13 protein-coding genes are annotated in these 15,803 nt (G+C 70.0%); 10 read left to right on the top strand and 3 right to left on the bottom strand.

Features of this window, described 5'->3' with window-relative positions; all coding sequences use genetic code 11:
* The first annotated feature begins 301 nt into the window (after positions 1-301).
* A complete protein-coding gene (locus tag FHR32_RS09460) occupies positions 302-1,357 on the top strand; it encodes a glycoside hydrolase family 26 protein (RefSeq protein ID WP_312882205.1) in 1,056 nt (351 codons plus the stop codon).
* On the opposite strand, the gene FHR32_RS09455 is transcribed toward FHR32_RS09460, so the two are convergent.
* The 3 genes from FHR32_RS09455 to FHR32_RS09445 form a co-directional block, all read right to left on the bottom strand.
* Entirely contained in the window at positions 1,241-2,203 is a 963-nt protein-coding gene (locus tag FHR32_RS09455; RefSeq protein ID WP_184753965.1) for a sulfite exporter TauE/SafE family protein, read from the bottom strand. The genes FHR32_RS09460 and FHR32_RS09455 overlap by 117 nt on opposite strands.
* Before the next feature lie 45 nt (positions 2,204-2,248).
* On the bottom strand, positions 2,249-3,478 hold the full coding sequence (gene cysC / locus FHR32_RS09450; protein ID WP_184753964.1) for an adenylyl-sulfate kinase: 1,230 nt from the start codon (positions 3,476-3,478) through the stop codon (positions 2,249-2,251).
* A 79-nt stretch (positions 3,479-3,557) separates the two neighbouring features.
* Positions 3,558-4,292, bottom strand: coding sequence for a methyltransferase domain-containing protein (locus FHR32_RS09445; protein WP_184753963.1), 735 nt, complete (start codon positions 4,290-4,292; stop codon positions 3,558-3,560).
* Between the two features lie 171 nt (positions 4,293-4,463).
* On the opposite strand from FHR32_RS09445, the gene mfd reads away from it, so the two are divergent.
* The 9 genes from mfd to FHR32_RS09400 all read left to right on the top strand — a co-directional run bounded on the left by mfd (position 4,464) and on the right by FHR32_RS09400 (position 15,728).
* A complete protein-coding gene (gene mfd, locus FHR32_RS09440) occupies positions 4,464-7,994 on the top strand; it encodes a transcription-repair coupling factor (RefSeq protein ID WP_184753962.1) in 3,531 nt (1,176 codons plus the stop codon).
* 27 nt (positions 7,995-8,021) lie between these two features.
* On the top strand, positions 8,022-8,654 hold the full coding sequence (locus tag FHR32_RS09435; protein ID WP_184753961.1) for a SurA N-terminal domain-containing protein: 633 nt from the start codon (positions 8,022-8,024) through the stop codon (positions 8,652-8,654).
* Between the two features lie 10 nt (positions 8,655-8,664).
* A complete protein-coding gene (locus tag FHR32_RS09430) occupies positions 8,665-9,642 on the top strand; it encodes a nucleoside triphosphate pyrophosphohydrolase (RefSeq protein ID WP_184753960.1) in 978 nt (325 codons plus the stop codon).
* Between the two features lie 175 nt (positions 9,643-9,817).
* The gene (gene eno, locus FHR32_RS09425; RefSeq protein ID WP_184753959.1) at positions 9,818-11,095 is read left to right on the top strand and encodes a phosphopyruvate hydratase; all 1,278 of its coding nucleotides are present in this window, start codon (positions 9,818-9,820) and stop codon (positions 11,093-11,095) included.
* 159 nt (positions 11,096-11,254) lie between these two features.
* Complete coding sequence (locus FHR32_RS09420; RefSeq protein WP_184753958.1) at positions 11,255-11,662, top strand: FtsB family cell division protein; 408 nt, start codon at positions 11,255-11,257, stop codon at positions 11,660-11,662.
* A 41-nt stretch (positions 11,663-11,703) separates the two neighbouring features.
* Complete coding sequence (locus FHR32_RS09415; protein ID WP_184753957.1) at positions 11,704-12,285, top strand: DUF501 domain-containing protein; 582 nt, start codon at positions 11,704-11,706, stop codon at positions 12,283-12,285.
* Positions 12,282-13,241: a Ppx/GppA phosphatase family protein gene (locus FHR32_RS09410; RefSeq protein ID WP_312882204.1), complete on the top strand. Its 960-nt coding sequence runs from the start codon at positions 12,282-12,284 to the stop codon at positions 13,239-13,241. The genes FHR32_RS09415 and FHR32_RS09410 overlap by 4 nt, the downstream gene beginning before the upstream one ends.
* Positions 13,242-13,471: 230 nt before the next feature.
* A complete protein-coding gene (locus FHR32_RS09405) occupies positions 13,472-14,797 on the top strand; it encodes a hypothetical protein (RefSeq protein ID WP_184753955.1) in 1,326 nt (441 codons plus the stop codon).
* 133 nt (positions 14,798-14,930) lie between these two features.
* Positions 14,931-15,728, top strand: coding sequence for a uracil-DNA glycosylase (locus tag FHR32_RS09400; RefSeq protein WP_184753954.1), 798 nt, complete (start codon positions 14,931-14,933; stop codon positions 15,726-15,728).
* Positions 15,729-15,803: the final 75 nt, after the last annotated feature.

Genomic DNA, 15,803 nt, shown 5'->3' with positions numbered 1-15,803 from the left:
CGCTTCAGGACCCTAGGAACTATAGGTCGGCTCGCCATTTCTCCGACCCGATACGCAAGTTTTTCTTCGGGTCGTCATTGTCAATCACGGCGAGATAACTAGTGTTTGTCCGACATTTCTCCCCTTCTCTAGGTGAAGTATGGTGCGGTCCGGCGAACTCTGTGACATGGCACGTCCGGGGGGTGGGAAGGTGTGATGCGAGTAAAGCCGGGAAATGCGTGAGCGGAGCATCTGTGAGGGACCGTTGTATGGGATAAATACCTTTTTGGGGATATTGTCGCGCAAGATGATAATTGGCGGCGTGGGTCTCGTTCTGGTCCTCGGAATGGGCGCCTGCGGTCACCCTCCGGCGGTTACCGAGGACTCGCCGGAGCGCATGACGGCCCGGGTCAACGCCATGCTGGGCATCCGCCCGTCGGCCCCCGCCTGCGAGGTCACCGCCAGGCTCGTCCCCTCGTGCGGGGCATGGTGGGGGGTCGCGCCGGAGGTCTTCACCGGGAGGCGCCCCGGGCCGGCGCTGGAGCAGACCGAGGGGCGTATGGGCCGACCGGCCGACATCATGCACGTCTACCACCGGGGCTCGGAGCTCTTCCCGACCTCCGAGGAGCGCGCGATCGCGCGCGATCCCGCCCGCCGCAGGCTCCTGCTGGTCAACTGGAAGCCGTCCTTCGGCCACACCTGGGCGGAGATCGCCGGCGGTGCGATCGACCGGCGGATCGACCGGCTGGCCGACCACATCCGCGGGAGCTTCCCCGAGAGGTTCTTCCTGACCGTGCACCACGAGCCGGAGAACGACGTGCGGGAGGAGCCGGGTTCGGGCATGACCGCCGAGGACTACTCCGCGATGTTCCGGCACGTGGTGCTGCGCCTGAGGCAGCGGGGCGTGACGAACGCGGTCACGGTCATGACCTACATGGGCGCGCCGAACTGGGCGGCCGAGCCCTGGTTCGAGAGGCTCTACCCCGGTGACGACGTGGTCGACTGGGTGGCCATGGACCCCTACGTCGACGACAGGGTGCACAGCTTCGACGGGCTGGTCAACAAGACCCGCGAGGGATTCGCCGGATGGCCCGGGTTCTATCGGTGGATGCAGTCGCACTTCCCGGCGAAGCCCATCATGATCGCCGAGTGGGGTGTGTTCGAGCGCCGCGCCGAGCCCGGGTTCAAGGAGGCGTTCTTCTCCTCGGTCCGCCGGGAGATGCGGCTCTACCCGCAGATCAAGGCGCTGGTCTACTTCGACTCACCGCGCGCGCCTCGGGGAGACACCCGGTTCGACACCACTCCCGGCGGCCTGCGGACCTTCTCCGACCTCGCCCGCGACCCCTACCTCCGGGCGGGCGCGGTCCCTGAGCAGTGACCATCCGACGGCCCCGGCCGCCACGGCGCCGGCCAGGATCCAGAGGGTGGCCGCGTTTCCCACGTCGAGGAGCTTCAACGCGGAGGCCAGCAGCACCACCGCGAGCAGTGCCCGGATGATCCCGCCAGGCGCCCGGGCGGAGATCCGCGCGCCCAGGTAGACGCCGGGGATCGAGCCGGCCAGCAGCGAGGTGGTGACGTCGAGTTGGAAGTCACCGAAGAGCAGGTGGCCGAGGGCGGCCGACATGACCAGCGGCACGGCCTGGACGAGGTCGGTGCCGACGAGCTGGTTGGCCTTCAGCGCGGGGTAGAGCGCGAGCAGCGCCACGATGATCAACGATCCTGAGCCCACGGAGGAGATCCCGACGACCAGACCACCAATTGTACCGACCAGTAAGGTCGGAAATGGGCGCACGACGATCTCGCCGAGGTCCGCCGAGGCCTTCCCCCTGCGACCCTCGTGCCGCGAGAGCCAGGCCTTGGCGACCAGCCCGGCGACGGCCAGCAGCAGCGCGCCGCCCAGGGCGTATTTGATCGTCTGCTGGACCTGCTCCCCGTCCCCGAAGGCCCGGGCCACGAGCACTCCGCAGAAGGCCGCGGGCACCGATCCCGCGCACAGCCAGCCGACCAGCCGCAGGCTGACCGTGCCCCGCCGCATGTGGACGATCCCGCCGACCGGCTTCATCACGGCGGAGGCGACGAGATCGCTGGAGACGGCCGCCAGCGGCGGCACGTTGAAGAACAGCATCATCATCGGCGTCATCAGCGCGCCGCCGCCCATGCCGGTCAGGCCGACGACGATCGCGACGAGGAACGAGCCGACGGCGAGCGGGAGGTCGATGGCCATCGGCCGTTCACCCCTTCTTCTGGTTCACCGCGCATGCCTGCGTCCTCAGCGGACCCACCCTCCCTGGATCAGCGGGTCCAGCACCTGCTGGACGGCCCGCTCCACGCTGATCGACGTGGTGTCGATGACCAGGTCCGCGTCGTCGGGCTCCTCGTAGGGGTCGGAGACGCCGGTGAACTCGGGGATGAGCCCGGCCCGGGCCTTGGCGTAGAGTCCCTTGCGGTCGCGGCGCTCGCACTCGGCGAGCGGGGTGGCCACATGGACCAGCAGGAAGTCGGCGCCGACGGCTTCGACCATCGCGCGGACCTCGTCACGGGTGGCGGCGTAGGGCGCTATGGGCGCGCAGATCGCCAGCCCGCCGTGCCGGGCGGCCTCGGCGGCGACGAACCCGATCCGGCGGATGTTCAGGTCGCGGTCCTCCCTGGAGAAGCTCAGCCCCGCCGACAGCAGGCGGCGGACCACGTCGCCGTCGAGGTAGGTGACCGTACGGCTGCCGCGTTCGGCCAGCGTGTCCCGCAGCCCCCGCGCGACGGTGGACTTGCCGGAGCCCGACAGGCCGGTGAAGAAGACCACCAGCCCCCGCCGGTGCGGCGGCCCGGGGAGCGTCACGGGTTCGGGGCCGGCCAGGTGCTCCGTCGCGCCGTAGGCTTCGGCCACGTGCTCGCGCAGTTCCAGGTCGATGCTGGGATCCTGCCGGGGAGCGAGCGGCACCACGGCCACGAGCGTGCCCTCGGGGAGCCGGTCACGGGCTTTGAGGGCGGCGCGGACCACCGCGGGCCCGCCTTCGCCGAAGGCCAGCGGGAGCAGCAGGATCGCCGCGTCCAGCTCCTCGGCGGTCGCTCTGATCTCCTCCAGGTCGTCCAGCGGGCCGCGCATGGTGACCGCCAGCACCTCCCGGTCGGCGAGCTCCTTGCGGATCTCGGCGGGAGTGCGGCGCAGCCGTGCGAACGGTCCGTGCTCGGGCTCGTCCAGCGCCTCCACCGGTCCGGCGACGGAAGTGCCCACACGCTCGGTGACGGTCAGTACGGCCAGCGCGGCGCCCTCGGGGTCGCGTAGCGTGATCCGGTCGCCGGCGGCGGCGGGGTGGTCGCCGGGCAGGGTGAGCGACACGGGCGCGGGCCACGGCGTGCCGTCCGCCAGCATGCCGTGATCCTCCACCGCGTGCGCGTCCGCCGAGTTCAGGAAGCCCGTCAACGGCTGGAACGCGCCGGAGAGCAGCAGCTCCAGATCGGCCAGCTCATGAGCGTCGGGGGTCCAGTCGAAAGGCGCCGTCATCAGCTCCACAATCCCGATCGAATTAGTCGGATTTTGCCACCTTACCTACTCCGGCCCCCCGGCACCAGCCGGTCGCCTCTCAGACCAGCCGGGCGAAGTGGCTCTGGGGCTTGCGGATCACCATGATGATCTCATCGTGGGAGGCGCGCCACCGACCCCTGGAGAGGGTCTCCAGTATCGAGCAGGCGGTGCGCGTCAGCCCGCCCAGCGGGCCGCGCAGCGCTGGTCCGCTCGTGGCGGAGGAGTCGTCGGTCACCATGAGCCCGCGTGTCAGGCAGAAGGAGTGCATCCCCTCGCGCGAGGTGATCTGCCCGTAGCAGGAAGGTAGGGGCCCCACGGCGCCGGCCGGGGCGAACCTGTGCCACAGCAGCCGCCGCAGCGCCGAGGGCATCAGCCGGTCCCACGTCCCGTAGGCGGAGGTCCTGTCGCGCATCTGCAGCAGCAGCAGCCCGCCCGGCCGCAGGCCGGTGAGCAGCCGGTCGAGCACGAGCTCAGGATGCTCGATCCGCTCCAGCAGGAACGACACGTAGATGATGTCGAACGCCCTCGGCGCCACCGGCACCGAGCGCAGGTCTCCCAGCGTCCAGGAGTCCAGGTCCTTGCGCGCGGAGGTGCTGGTCCGCAGCACCGGCAGATCCTCGTCGACGCCGGTGATCCGCGCCTCCATCTCATCCAGCTCCAGCTGCAGCGGCTCGGGCCACCCGCACCCGGCGATCAGGGCGTCGAGCCGCCGACCTGACTGCCCCGTCCACTGCTCGCGGATCCGCCGACTGAATATGTCGTCTCGAGCGACGACCGACCGTACCTCTGACATGTAACTAAGAGTAGTCATCTCAACACGATTCATCGTGCATTTCCCTCCGCTGCGGGAGCGGTCTCTCTGCGGAAGGCCGGTCGCCGGGGCAAGTAACCTTGGGGGGTGACCCCCGCGCCCTGATGGCCGGGGGCCTGTCGTGTTGCCGTCGTGGGGCTGTGGGCAAATCTGATGAGCCTTTCCGGACTGCTGGACCTTGTCGTCGCGGAGCCGAAACTGGCCTCCGCCCTTGAGGACCTCCGAGGGGGAGACTCCTCCGACGTGTCGCTGATCGCGCCGCCCGCGCTGCGGCCGTTCACCGTGGCCGCGCTGGCGAGGGAGGGGGCCAAGGACGAGGGGCGGACCGTCCTGGCGGTGACCGCCACCGGCCGCGAGGCCGAGGATCTCGCCGCGGCGCTCACCGGCCTTCTCGACCCGAGCACGGTCGCGGTCTTCCCGGCATGGGAGACGCTGCCGCATGAGCGGCTGTCGCCGCGCGGCGACACGGTGGGCCAGCGGCTCGCCGTCCTGCGCAGGCTGGCTCACCCGGTCGAGGGGGACGCCGCCGCGGGCCCGCTACGGGTGATCGTCGCGCCGGTCCGGGCGGTGCTCCAGCCGATCGTGCGCGGCCTGGGCGACCTGCGGCCGGTACGGCTGCGCGCCGGCGACGACGCCGATCTCGAAGGCGTCGTCCACCGGCTTGTGGAGAACGGCTACAACCGGGTCGACATGGTGGAGAAGCGCGGTGAGGTGGCCGTCAGGGGCGGCCTGCTGGACGTGTTCCCGCCGACCGAGGAGCACCCGCTGCGGCTGGAGTTCTGGGGTGACAGCGTCGAGGAGATCCGCTGGTTCAAGGTGGCCGACCAGCGGTCGCTGGAGGTGGCGGAGGAGGGGCTGTTCGCGGCCCCCTGCCGCGAGTTGCTGCTGACGGCGGACGTCAGGGAGCGGGCACGGGAGCTCGCCGGGCAACACCCCGCGCTGGCCGAGATCCTCGACCAGCTCGCCGAGGGCGTCCCCATGGAGGGCATGGAGGCGTTCGCGCCGGTGCTCGCCGGGGAGATGGACCTGCTCGTCGACCACCTGCCGGAGCAGGCGGCGGTGTTCGTGTGTGACCCGGAGCGCATCCGCGGCCGTGCCGACGAGCTGGTGCGCACCAGCCAGGAGTTCCTGGAGGCGTCCTGGATCAATGCCGCCTCCGGTGGGGAGGCGCCGATCGACCTGGGCGCGGCGGCGTTCCAGACACTGGAGGACATCCGCGAGCACGCGCGCGAGCTCGGCCAGCCCTGGTGGTCGATCGCGCCGTTCGGCGGCGACGACCTCGGCGACGGGCTGGTCCTCGCGGCACACGAGGCGGAGGCCTACCGAGGCGACACGCAGCGGGCGCTGGGCGACATCAAGGGCTGGCTGGACGAGCACAAGGTCGTCGTGCTGCTCAGCGAGGGGCACGGCCCCGCCGAGCGGATGGTCGAGCTGCTCAAGGGCGTGGACCTGCCGGCACGGCTGGAACGGGAGATCGACCGGGCGCCGGACGCGAAGGTCGTCCACGTCAGCACGGGCCTGATCGAGCACGGCTTCGTCGGCCCCGACCTGGCTGTGCTGACCCATCTGGACCTGGTCGGGCAGAAGGCGTCCACCAAGGACATGCGGCGGCTGCCCTCCAAGCGGCGCAACATGGTCGACCCGCTCCAGCTCAAGGTCGGCGACCATGTGGTGCACGAGCAGCACGGCGTGGGACGCTACATCGAGATGGTGCAGCGGACCGTACAGGGCGCCACCCGCGAATACCTGGTGATCGAGTACGCCAGGGGCGACCGGCTCTACGTGCCGACCGACCAGCTCGACGAGGTCACCCGCTATGTCGGCGGCGAGTCGCCCACGCTCAACCGGATGGGCGGCGCCGACTGGGCCAAGGCCAAGACCAAGGCGAAGAAGGCGGTCAAGGAGATCGCCGGGGAGCTGATCCGCCTCTACTCCGCACGGATGGCCTCGCCGGGGCACGCGTTCGGGCCCGACACGCCGTGGCAGCGGGAGATGGAGGACGCCTTCCCCTACGCCGAGACCGGTGACCAGCTTGAGGCCATCGACGAGGTCAAGCGCGACATGGAGCGCCCGATCCCGATGGACCGGCTGATCTGCGGCGACGTCGGCTACGGCAAGACGGAGATCGCGGTGCGGGCGGCCTTCAAGGCCGTGCAGGACGGCAAGCAGGTGGCGGTGCTGGTGCCGACCACGCTGCTGGTCCAGCAGCACCTGTCCACCTTCGCCGAGCGGTTCTCCGGGTTCCCGCTGAACGTGCGGCCGATGTCGCGCTTCCAGAGCGACGGCGAGGTCAAGGCGACGATGGAGGGCATGCGCGACGGCTCGGTGGACGTGGTGATCGGCACGCACCGGCTGTTCTCGCCAGAGGTCAGGTTCAAGGAGCTGGGCCTGATCATCATCGACGAGGAGCAGCGGTTCGGCGTCGAGCACAAGGAGACCATGAAGCACCTGCGCACGCAGGTCGACGTGCTGGCCATGTCCGCCACGCCGATCCCGCGCACGCTGGAGATGGGGATCACCGGCATCCGCGAGATGTCGACGATCCTCACCCCGCCGGAGGAGCGCCACCCGATCCTCACCTTCGTCGGCCCCTACGACAACAAGCAGATCGGCGCCGCGATCCGGCGCGAGCTGATGCGCGACGGCCAGGTCTTCTTCGTCCACAACCGGGTGGCCAGCATCAACAAGGTCGCGGCCATGCTGCACGAACTCGTGCCCGAGGCCAGGATCGCCGTCGCGCACGGCCAGATGCAGGAGCACCAGCTTGAGAAGATCATGGTGGGGTTCTGGGAGCGTGACTTCGACGTGCTCGTCTGCACCACGATCGTCGAGTCCGGCCTCGACGTGCCCAACGCCAACACGCTGATCGTCGACCGGGCCGACAACTACGGCCTCTCCCAGCTCCATCAGCTCCGCGGCCGGGTCGGCCGGGGCCGAGAGCGCGGTTACGCCTACTTCCTCTACCCCCCGGAGAAGCCGCTCACCGAGACCGCCCACGAGCGCCTGGCCACCATCTCCCAGCACACGGAGATGGGCGCGGGCATGTACGTCGCGATGAAGGACCTGGAGATCCGCGGCGCGGGCAACATCCTGGGAGCCGAGCAGTCCGGCTTCATCGCGGGCGTCGGCTTCGACCTCTACGTGCGCATGATGGCGGAGGCGGTGCAGGAGCAGAAGGCCAAGCTGTCGGGTGGTCCCGTGGAGGAGGAGCGGCCGGACGTCAAGGTCGAGCTGCCGATCAACGCGCACATCCCGCACGACTACGTGACCTCCGAGCGGTTGCGACTGGAGGCCTACAAGCGGATCGCCGCCATCGGCTCCGACGTCCAGGCCGCCGAGGTGCGCGACGAGCTCGTCGACCGGTACGGCAGGCCGCCCCAGGAGGTGGAGAACCTGCTGGAGGTCGCCCGGTTCCGGATCCGCGCCCGCCTGGCCGGTCTGACCGACGTCACCCTGCAGGGGCAGAACATCAGATTCGCCCCGGTGACGCTCAGGGACTCCCAGCAGGTCAGGCTCCAGCGGCTGTACCCGAAGGCACTGCTGAAGCAGGCGAGCGGTACGTTGCTGGTGCCCGTCCCCAAGACCAGACCACTCGGCGGCCAGCCGCTGCGCGACCTGGATCTGCTCAGGTGGTGCGGTGACCTGGTCGAGGCCATGTTCCTTGAGAACATGCCGGTAAAGTAAGCGGCGTTTGTCGTGAAGGGAACGCGTGTGAAGTCGACTCGAGTGCGTATCATCCTGGCGGTCGCCGCCGCGGGTGTCGCGCTGACCGCCTGCTCTCCGACGCAGGCCGGTGCCGCGGCCATCGTGGGCGGGCAGCGGATCAGCTCCAGCCAGCTGGACGGCAACGTGCGGGAGCTGGAGGCCGCGCTGACCAAGGCCGGCGGTTCCGCGGAGCAGCTGCAGTCCTACGGAAGCCTCCCGCAGCTCGTGCTGTACCAGACCGCCACCGCCAAGCAGCTCACCATCGCGGCCGAGCGCCAAGGTGTCACGGCGACCGAGGGGGAGGTCGACCAGTTGATCACGGCCGCCGGTGGCCAGGCCAAGTACGAGCAGCAGATGCTCCAGCAGGCCGTGCCGCCGTCGGAGATGCGCGCTTACGCCAAGGCGAGCCTGATGGCCAGCAAGCTCGCGGCCAAGTACGGCGGAGGCACCGACCAGGCCGCCCTGCAGCGTGGCACGGCGCAGGCGAGCAAGGACGTCCAGGCGGTGAAGATCGACTGGAACCCCCGCTACGGCACGTTCAACGCGCAGCCGAGCCAGCAGCAGCCGCGCATCTTCCTCACCGGCGACCGCTTCGGCAAGGTCCCCGCCGCCCAGGCCGAGTCCGCGCCGCAGCAGTAACCTCGGTGGCATGCCCCTGATCGTCGTCACCACCTCGCCCCGGGTCGCCCCGGGGCTGCTCAGCCGTCATGCGTGGCAGGTCCTCCAGGACGGTCCGGTGCGCACCGCGTCGGCGGACCACCCGCACCTGCCCTACCTCGCCGACGCGGGGATCGCCGTCGAGGTCGTGACGCCGGACCCGGCGGCGCTGGTGCGGGAGGCGGTCACCGGGACCGTGGTGTGGCTGGAGGCCGACGAGACGCTGATGCGCTCCATCGGCTACGCGGCCGTGGCGCTGGAGGACCCGCCGGTGATCGAGGTGGTGCCGGGCTCCTACGACCTGCCGGGAGCCCGGCTGCTCGACCTGGTCGCGGTGATGGACCGCCTCCGGACGGGCTGCCCCTGGGACGCCGAGCAGACCCACGAGTCGCTGGCGCCGTACCTCCTCGAAGAGGCCTACGAGGTGCTGGAGACCATCGAGGAGGGCGACCACGCCGCCCTCCGTGAGGAGCTGGGCGACCTGCTCCTGCAGGTGGCCTTCCACGCGCGGGTCGCCCGCGAGCGCTCCGACGGGTTCGACATCGACGACGTGGCCGAGGGGATCGTCGCCAAGCTCGTCCGCCGCCACCCGCACGTCTTCGCCGACACCCGGGTGGAGGGCGCCGAGGAGGTCAGCGACAACTGGGAGACCATCAAGGCCGCCGAGCGCGCGGCCAAGAACGGCGGCGACGCGGGATCCGTCCTGGACGGTGTCCCGATGGGCCAGCCCGCGCTGTCCCTGACCGCTCAGCTCCTCCGGCGCGCCGAGCGCGCCGGAGCCCCCGCCGACCTCTCCTCTGAGCCCTCCGAGCCCGCCGAGGGCCTGGGCGGGCGGCTCTTCGAGCTCGTACGGCAGGCGCACGCGGCCGGCCTCGACCCGGAGGCCGAGCTGCGCGCCGCCGCCCGCGCCTATCGCGAGCGGGTCCGTGCCTGGGAGTCGGGCGGCGGTCCCCGGAGCGGGGTGTCCTGAGTGCGGCGCGTTCCCGGGCGGAGTGCCGTGAAAGCGGCATGTTCCCAGGGGGGCGTGTTCCCCGGCGGCGTGCCCCGCGGCGCGCCAGGCCGTCCGGGTATGGCGGCCGCCACACCGGCAAGTAAGCCTCGGTAGGCTTCTGAGGCAAACTGTCCTGCGACTTTAGGAGCGCTTCGTGGCTTCCATCGAGGGCGTCACCGCCCGCGAGATCCTTGACTCCAGGGGCAACCCGACGGTCGAGGTCGACATCCTGCTGGACGACGGCAGCGAGGCCCGCGCCGCCGTTCCGAGCGGCGCGTCCACCGGCCAGTTCGAGGCCGTGGAGCTGCGTGACGGCGACGAGCGCTACGGCGGCAAGGGCGTGGAGAAGGCCGTTCTCGGCGTGACCGACGAGATCGCCGACGAGATCATCGGGTTCGACGCCGCCGAGCAGCGCAGCATCGACCAGGTCATGATCGACCTGGACGGCACGCCCAACAAGGCCCGGCTGGGCGCCAACGCCATCCTGGGGGTCTCCCTGGCCGTGGCCAAGGCCGCCGCCGAGAGCGCCGAGCTGCCGCTGTTCCGCTACCTCGGCGGGCCGAACGCGCACGTGCTCCCCGTCCCGATGATGAACATCCTCAACGGTGGCGCGCACGCCGACACCAACGTGGACATCCAGGAGTTCATGATCGCGCCGATCGGCGCGGAGTCGTTCCGCGAGGCCGTGCGGATGGGGACCGAGGTCTACCACGCGCTCAAGGCCGTGCTGAAGGAGAAGGGCTACGCCACCGGCCTGGGTGACGAGGGCGGCTTCGCGCCGAACCTGCCCTCCAACCGCGACGCGCTGGACCTGATCCTGGTCGCCATCGAGAAGGCCGGCTACGTGCCCGGCGAGGACGTCGGGCTGGCGCTCGACGTGGCCGCCTCGGAGTTCCACTCGGACGGCGTCTACACCATCGACGGCAAGGGGCTGTCGGCCGCCGAACTGGTCGCCTTCTACGAGGACCTGGTCGCCAACTACCCGCTGGTCTCCATCGAGGACCCGCTGGACGAGAGCGACTGGGAGGGCTGGAACGCCATCACCAGGGCACTCGGCGACAAGGTCCAGCTCGTCGGCGACGACCTGTTCGTGACCAACCCCGAGCGGCTGGCCCGCGGCATCGCCGAAGGCACCGCCAACGCGCTGCTGGTCAAGGTCAACCAGATCGGCACCCTGACCGAGACGCTCGACGCCGTGGACCTGGCCCACCGCAACGGCTACCGCTGCATGATGAGCCACCGCTCCGGCGAGACCGAGGACACCACGATCGCCGATCTCGCCGTGGCCACCAACTGCGGCCAGATCAAGACCGGCGCCCCGGCCCGCTCCGACCGCGTGGCCAAGTACAACCAGCTGCTCCGCATCGAGGAGCTTCTCGACGACGCCGCCCGCTACGCGGGTCGCGCGGCGTTCCCCCGGTTCCAGCGGTAGTTTCGCACCTACGGCTTGCGCCCGATTTGGCCGGGCGCGAGCCGTATCGTGAAGGAGCCGTCCGGGCCCCGGCGCGGAGAGGCCGACCCGGTGCCGTGCCGGCCGTGGTGCGGGAGGCCGGCGTGCGCGGCATGGCGGAGAGCAGACGGGGAGAGGTGCATGGCGAAACGGCCGCAGCTGACGGGGCGGGCCGCGATCCTCGCGGTCGTGGTGTGCGCGATCGCCATGAGCCTCGCCTACCCGGTCAGGGAGTACATCGCGCAGCGCCGCCACATCACCCAGCTCCAGCAGCAGCAGACCAGGGAGCTTGAGGCCATCAAGGCCCTGGACGACCGGCGCAGGCAGCTCCAGGACCCCGGCTACATCAAACGCCAGGCCAGGGAGCGGCTCTTCTACTGCGACCCCGGGCACAAGTGCTACGTCGTCATGGGTGAGAAACCCGCGGAGGGCAGGGGCACGGCGGGAGAGAAGAAGGCCGCCCGGCCACCGTGGTACCAGACGCTCTGGGAGTCGGTTGAGGCGGCCGACACCGGGAAGGGCCAGAAGGCGGCCAAGCCTGCCGGGTGACCCCGATAGCCTGGTCCTCGTGTTCTCAGGGGGTGTCACGGATGGTGGATGATCGCGATGTGGCGGCGGTGGAGCGGCAGCTCGGCCGGACGCCGAGGGGCCTGCGACGGGTGGCGCACCGCTGCCCGTGCGGGCTGCCCGACGTGGTGGAGACCGCTCCCCGGCTCCCCGACGGATCACCTTTCCCGACCCTGTTCTACCTGACCTGCCCGCGGGCCGCCTCGGCGATCGGCACGCTGGAGACCTCCGGGATGATGCGGGTCATGCAGGCGAGGCTCGCCGAGGAGCCCGATCTGGCCCGGGCCTACCAGGCCGCTCACGACGACTACGTCGCGCGCCGCGACAAGGCCGCCGCCGAGGACGGCCTGGAGCCGCTGCCCAGGGACATGCAGAGCACCGGAGGCATGCCGACCCGGGTGAAGTGCCTGCACGCCCTGGTCGGCCACGAGCTCGCGGTCCCCGGGAGCAACCCGTTCGGCCGCGAGGCCCTCGACGCGCTCGGTGAATGGTGGGCCGACGGGCCCTGCTGCGCCGTCGACGAGACCGGACGGGCCGACACCACCGACAGGGTGGGCGCCGCAGGGGCGGCCACGACCGCGAGCCCCGAAGAGGAGACCCCGTGACCCACGTCGCAGCCATCGACTGTGGCACCAATTCCGTCCGCCTGCTCATCGCGGACATCCACGCCGACGCCCTGACCGACGTCGAGCGGCGGATGGAGATCGTCCGGCTCGGCCAGGGGGTGGACAGGACCGGCAGATTGGCCCCTGAGGCCCTGGAGCGCACGTTCGGCGCGATGCGCGGCTACGCCAAGCTCATCGACCAGCACGGTGCCTCCGCGGTCCGTGTGGTGGCCACCAGCGCCACCAGGGACGCCGCCAACCGGCAGGACTTCGTGGACGGTGTGCGCGAGATCTTCGGCGTGGAGCCCGAGGTGATCACGGGTGCCGAGGAGGCGGAGCTGTCGTTCGCCGGGGCCACCCGCGACCTCGCACGGCTCTCGCCCGAGACCGGCATGCCCGCTCCCGACGGCACCCGCCCGCCGTATCTCGTGGTCGACATCGGTGGGGGCTCCACCGAGTTCGTGATCGGTTCCACGCACGTGGAGGCCGCGCTGTCGGTGGACATCGGTTGTGTGCGGCTGACCGAGCGGCACCTGCGCGACGCGGGAACCCCTCCGGCCGCCGAGGTGGTCGAGGCCATGCTCGCCGACATCGACGAGGCACTCGACCGGGTCTCCCAGGAGGTGCCGGTGGAGCGGGCGCTCACATTGGTGGGCCTCGCGGGTTCCGTCACCACCGTTGCCGGAATAGCGCTTGATCTGCCGGAATACGACCCGAAGAAAATCCACCACTCACGTGTTCCGGCAATTCGGGTTCATGAGGTTTCCCGGCGTCTGCTGGAGATGACCCATGACGAGCGGGCGTCCATTCCCGTCATGCATCCCGGGAGGGTCGACGTGATCGGCGCCGGTGCCCTGATTCTGGACCGGATCATCGAGCGATACGGCTTCACAGAGGTAGTCGTCAGTGAACACGACATTTTGGATGGAATCGCCTGGTTGGCATCTAAACCCTGACAACATCTGGACATTTCCCATACTTAAGGAGTATTGAGAGATCCTTCCGTTTTATGGTTAGGTAAAGGAGCTTTAGTGAGGCTTTGCCGTGGGGCCCGGCACAGCTGGTGTCGGGGCGGCAACCGTCTCCGGAGCGCACTTTCGTTCCTAACGAAACGGAGCATCCCCTCATGTCCGGACTAGCTCGAAAGCTAGCCGCCGCAGGAGCCAGCGCGGCCATGCTGGCAACCATGGCGGCAGGGCTTCTGGCCTCGCCCGCAGCGGCGGCCAGTAGTTCCACCCAGGCGGGGAAGGCAACTTCCTCCCACGCCAAGCCGAGGCCCGCGGTCTCGGTCGGCAGGACCAAGGCTTCTCCCTCGAAGTCCGACGAGTGCCCCACCAAGGTGACCTTCTCGTCGAACATCAAGGTGAAGACCTACGCGAGCAAGACCACGGTCGCCTACCGCTGGCTCCGTGGCGACGGCTCCAAGAGCAAGGTCAAGTCGTTCGTCGTCAAGGGCAAGGGCGTCAAGAGCGCCACTGTCAAGGAGTCGGCGTCCTTCAAGGGCGGCGACCTCAAGGGCTGGCAGGCGCTGCAGGTCCTGGCGCCGCGCAAGGTCACGTCCGCCAAGGGTTACTTCACGATCGCCTGCGGCGACGACCAGGGTGACGACGGCCAGCAGGTCGTCAACAACGGCAGCGTCCGTGCCCAGGCCTGGGTCGACGAGGGCAACTGTGAGGCCGGCCTGATCGGCCGGATCACCTCCTCCAGCCCCCGCTGGGTGCGTTACCAGTGGGTCGTCAACGGTCACGTCGTCGACCGTGACGCCGTCCGCGTGGACGGTGCGCGCAAGGTCTACCACGTGATCAAGCCGCGCGAGAGCCTGCGTGGCTGGGCCGTTCTGGAGATCATCGACCCGGTCGAGACCTCTTCCAGCCGCGCCTACTTCAAGATCTCGTGCAGGGACTGGTCGCCGAAGGTCTCGGCCTCCGTCGACGCTCCGGCGAGCTACGAGGGCGACTGCCCGGTCAGCCGCACCTTCACCGGCACGATCAGCGCTTCCTACGGTCGCGGCACCGTGAAGTACCGCTGGATCCGTGACGGCGTCGCGGGCGGCTGGCAGGACGTCTACTTCAGCGGCAACGGCTACCAGACCCGCACCGTGAGCGACACCTGGAGCGCCTCGGCCTCCGGGACCAGCAAGCGTGCGATCGAGATCTACGGTGGCCCGACCAGCGGCACGGTCGAGGGCAAGGTCACCTGCAAGGCGGCTCCCCCGGCGTCCAAGGCCTGGATCGAGGGCGGCACGTCGGTCACCCAGACCGCGGGCACCTGCCCGGCGGCCTCGGTCAGCGGTACCGGCAGCATCTACGCCACCGGTCCGATCAAGGTCAAGTACACCTGGACCCTCGACGGCACCGTCGTCAAGTCCGGTGACCTCGACTTCGCGTCGGCGGGCAGCCAGTCCGTCTCGTTCAGCAGCGACTCGGACGGCCTCAAGGGCGGCACCGTCAGGCTGGCGATCGACGGCGCCGGCTCGACGTCCGTGGATTACACGGCCGTCTGCAAGGCCTGAAAGGACCGGGGACGGCGTCTGACGCCTGACCTCGTCTGAGGAGACACCGAGAGCGGTGCCCGCACCCAGCGGGCGCCGCTCTTTTGCTTCTCGGAGGTCCATGGACCATGCCCGGTCGGGCACCATCGAGGTTATGAGCCACGTTCCTCCCGGATCCGGCTGGCCGGAAGACCCCGCCCGGCCGGACACCCCCGTCGCGCACGACCCCTCGGAGGTGGTCGAGCTCGCGGGCGCGAGCCCCACCCTCGCCGAACTCGCGGCCCGTCAGTCGGTCTGCCGGGCCTGCCCGCGTCTGGTGGAGTGGCGTGAGGAGGTCGCCACGGTCAAGCGGCGGGCCTTCGCCGGGGAGACCTACTGGGGGCGGCCCATCGCCGGATGGGGGGAGGAGAAGCCGGAGGTCCTCATCGTGGGGCTGGCCCCGGCCGCGCACGGCGGCAACCGCACCGGCCGCATCTTCACCGGGGACCGGAGCGGAGACTGGCTGTTCGCCTCGCTCCACCGGACGGGCCTGGCCGCCCGGGAGACCAGTGTCCACGCGGGTGACGGGCAGCGGCTCATCGGCGCGCGTATGGTGGCCGCCGTCCGCTGCGCTCCACCGGCCAACAGACCCGAGCCGGCGGAGCGGGCCGCCTGTTTCCCGTGGCTGACCCGGGAGATCGCACTGGTCGCGGGGAGCGTGCGGGTGGTGGTCGCCCTGGGTGGGTTCGCCTGGCAGGCGGTCTGGCCCGCGCTCAGGGACGCCGGATACGACCTGCCGCGCCCGAGGCCGCCCTTCGGGCACGGTGCCGAGGTGGAGATCTCCCGTGACGGAACTCCGGCGCATCTTCTCGGCTGCTATCACCCGAGTCAGCAGAACACGTTCACCGGCCGTGTGACGGCAGGGATGCTTGACGAGCTGTTCACCAGGGCAAACGCCCTGCGTTGCTTGTGAACTCGATCACAAAGAGAATATCGCCGTGTTTTATAGGCAGAAGGTAGATCCAATATCCCGATTTTGTTAAAAATA

The organism is Streptosporangium album, assembly GCF_014203795.1.
Lineage (GTDB): Bacteria > Actinomycetota > Actinomycetes > Streptosporangiales > Streptosporangiaceae > Streptosporangium > Streptosporangium album.
Note: the sequence above shows the minus strand (reverse complement) of the source record. Positions and strands in the feature narration are given on the sequence as shown.

What these genes read in the sequence shown, in the direction of transcription:
- FHR32_RS09455 (WP_184753965.1), bottom strand. Translation starts at nt 2,203, where the DNA reads ATGGCCATCGACCTCCCGCTCGCCGTCGGCTCGTTCCTCGTCGCGATC.
- cysC (WP_184753964.1), bottom strand. Translation starts at nt 3,478, where the DNA reads ATGACGGCGCCTTTCGACTGGACCCCCGACGCTCATGAGCTGGCCGAT.
- FHR32_RS09445 (WP_184753963.1), bottom strand. Translation starts at nt 4,292, where the DNA reads ATGTCAGAGGTACGGTCGGTCGTCGCTCGAGACGACATATTCAGTCGG.
- mfd (WP_184753962.1), top strand. Translation starts at nt 4,464, where the DNA reads ATGAGCCTTTCCGGACTGCTGGACCTTGTCGTCGCGGAGCCGAAACTG.
- FHR32_RS09430 (WP_184753960.1), top strand. Translation starts at nt 8,665, where the DNA reads ATGCCCCTGATCGTCGTCACCACCTCGCCCCGGGTCGCCCCGGGGCTG.
- FHR32_RS09420 (WP_184753958.1), top strand. Translation starts at nt 11,255, where the DNA reads ATGGCGAAACGGCCGCAGCTGACGGGGCGGGCCGCGATCCTCGCGGTC.
- FHR32_RS09415 (WP_184753957.1), top strand. Translation starts at nt 11,704, where the DNA reads ATGGTGGATGATCGCGATGTGGCGGCGGTGGAGCGGCAGCTCGGCCGG.
- FHR32_RS09405 (WP_184753955.1), top strand. Translation starts at nt 13,472, where the DNA reads ATGGCGGCAGGGCTTCTGGCCTCGCCCGCAGCGGCGGCCAGTAGTTCC.
- FHR32_RS09400 (WP_184753954.1), top strand. Translation starts at nt 14,931, where the DNA reads ATGAGCCACGTTCCTCCCGGATCCGGCTGGCCGGAAGACCCCGCCCGG.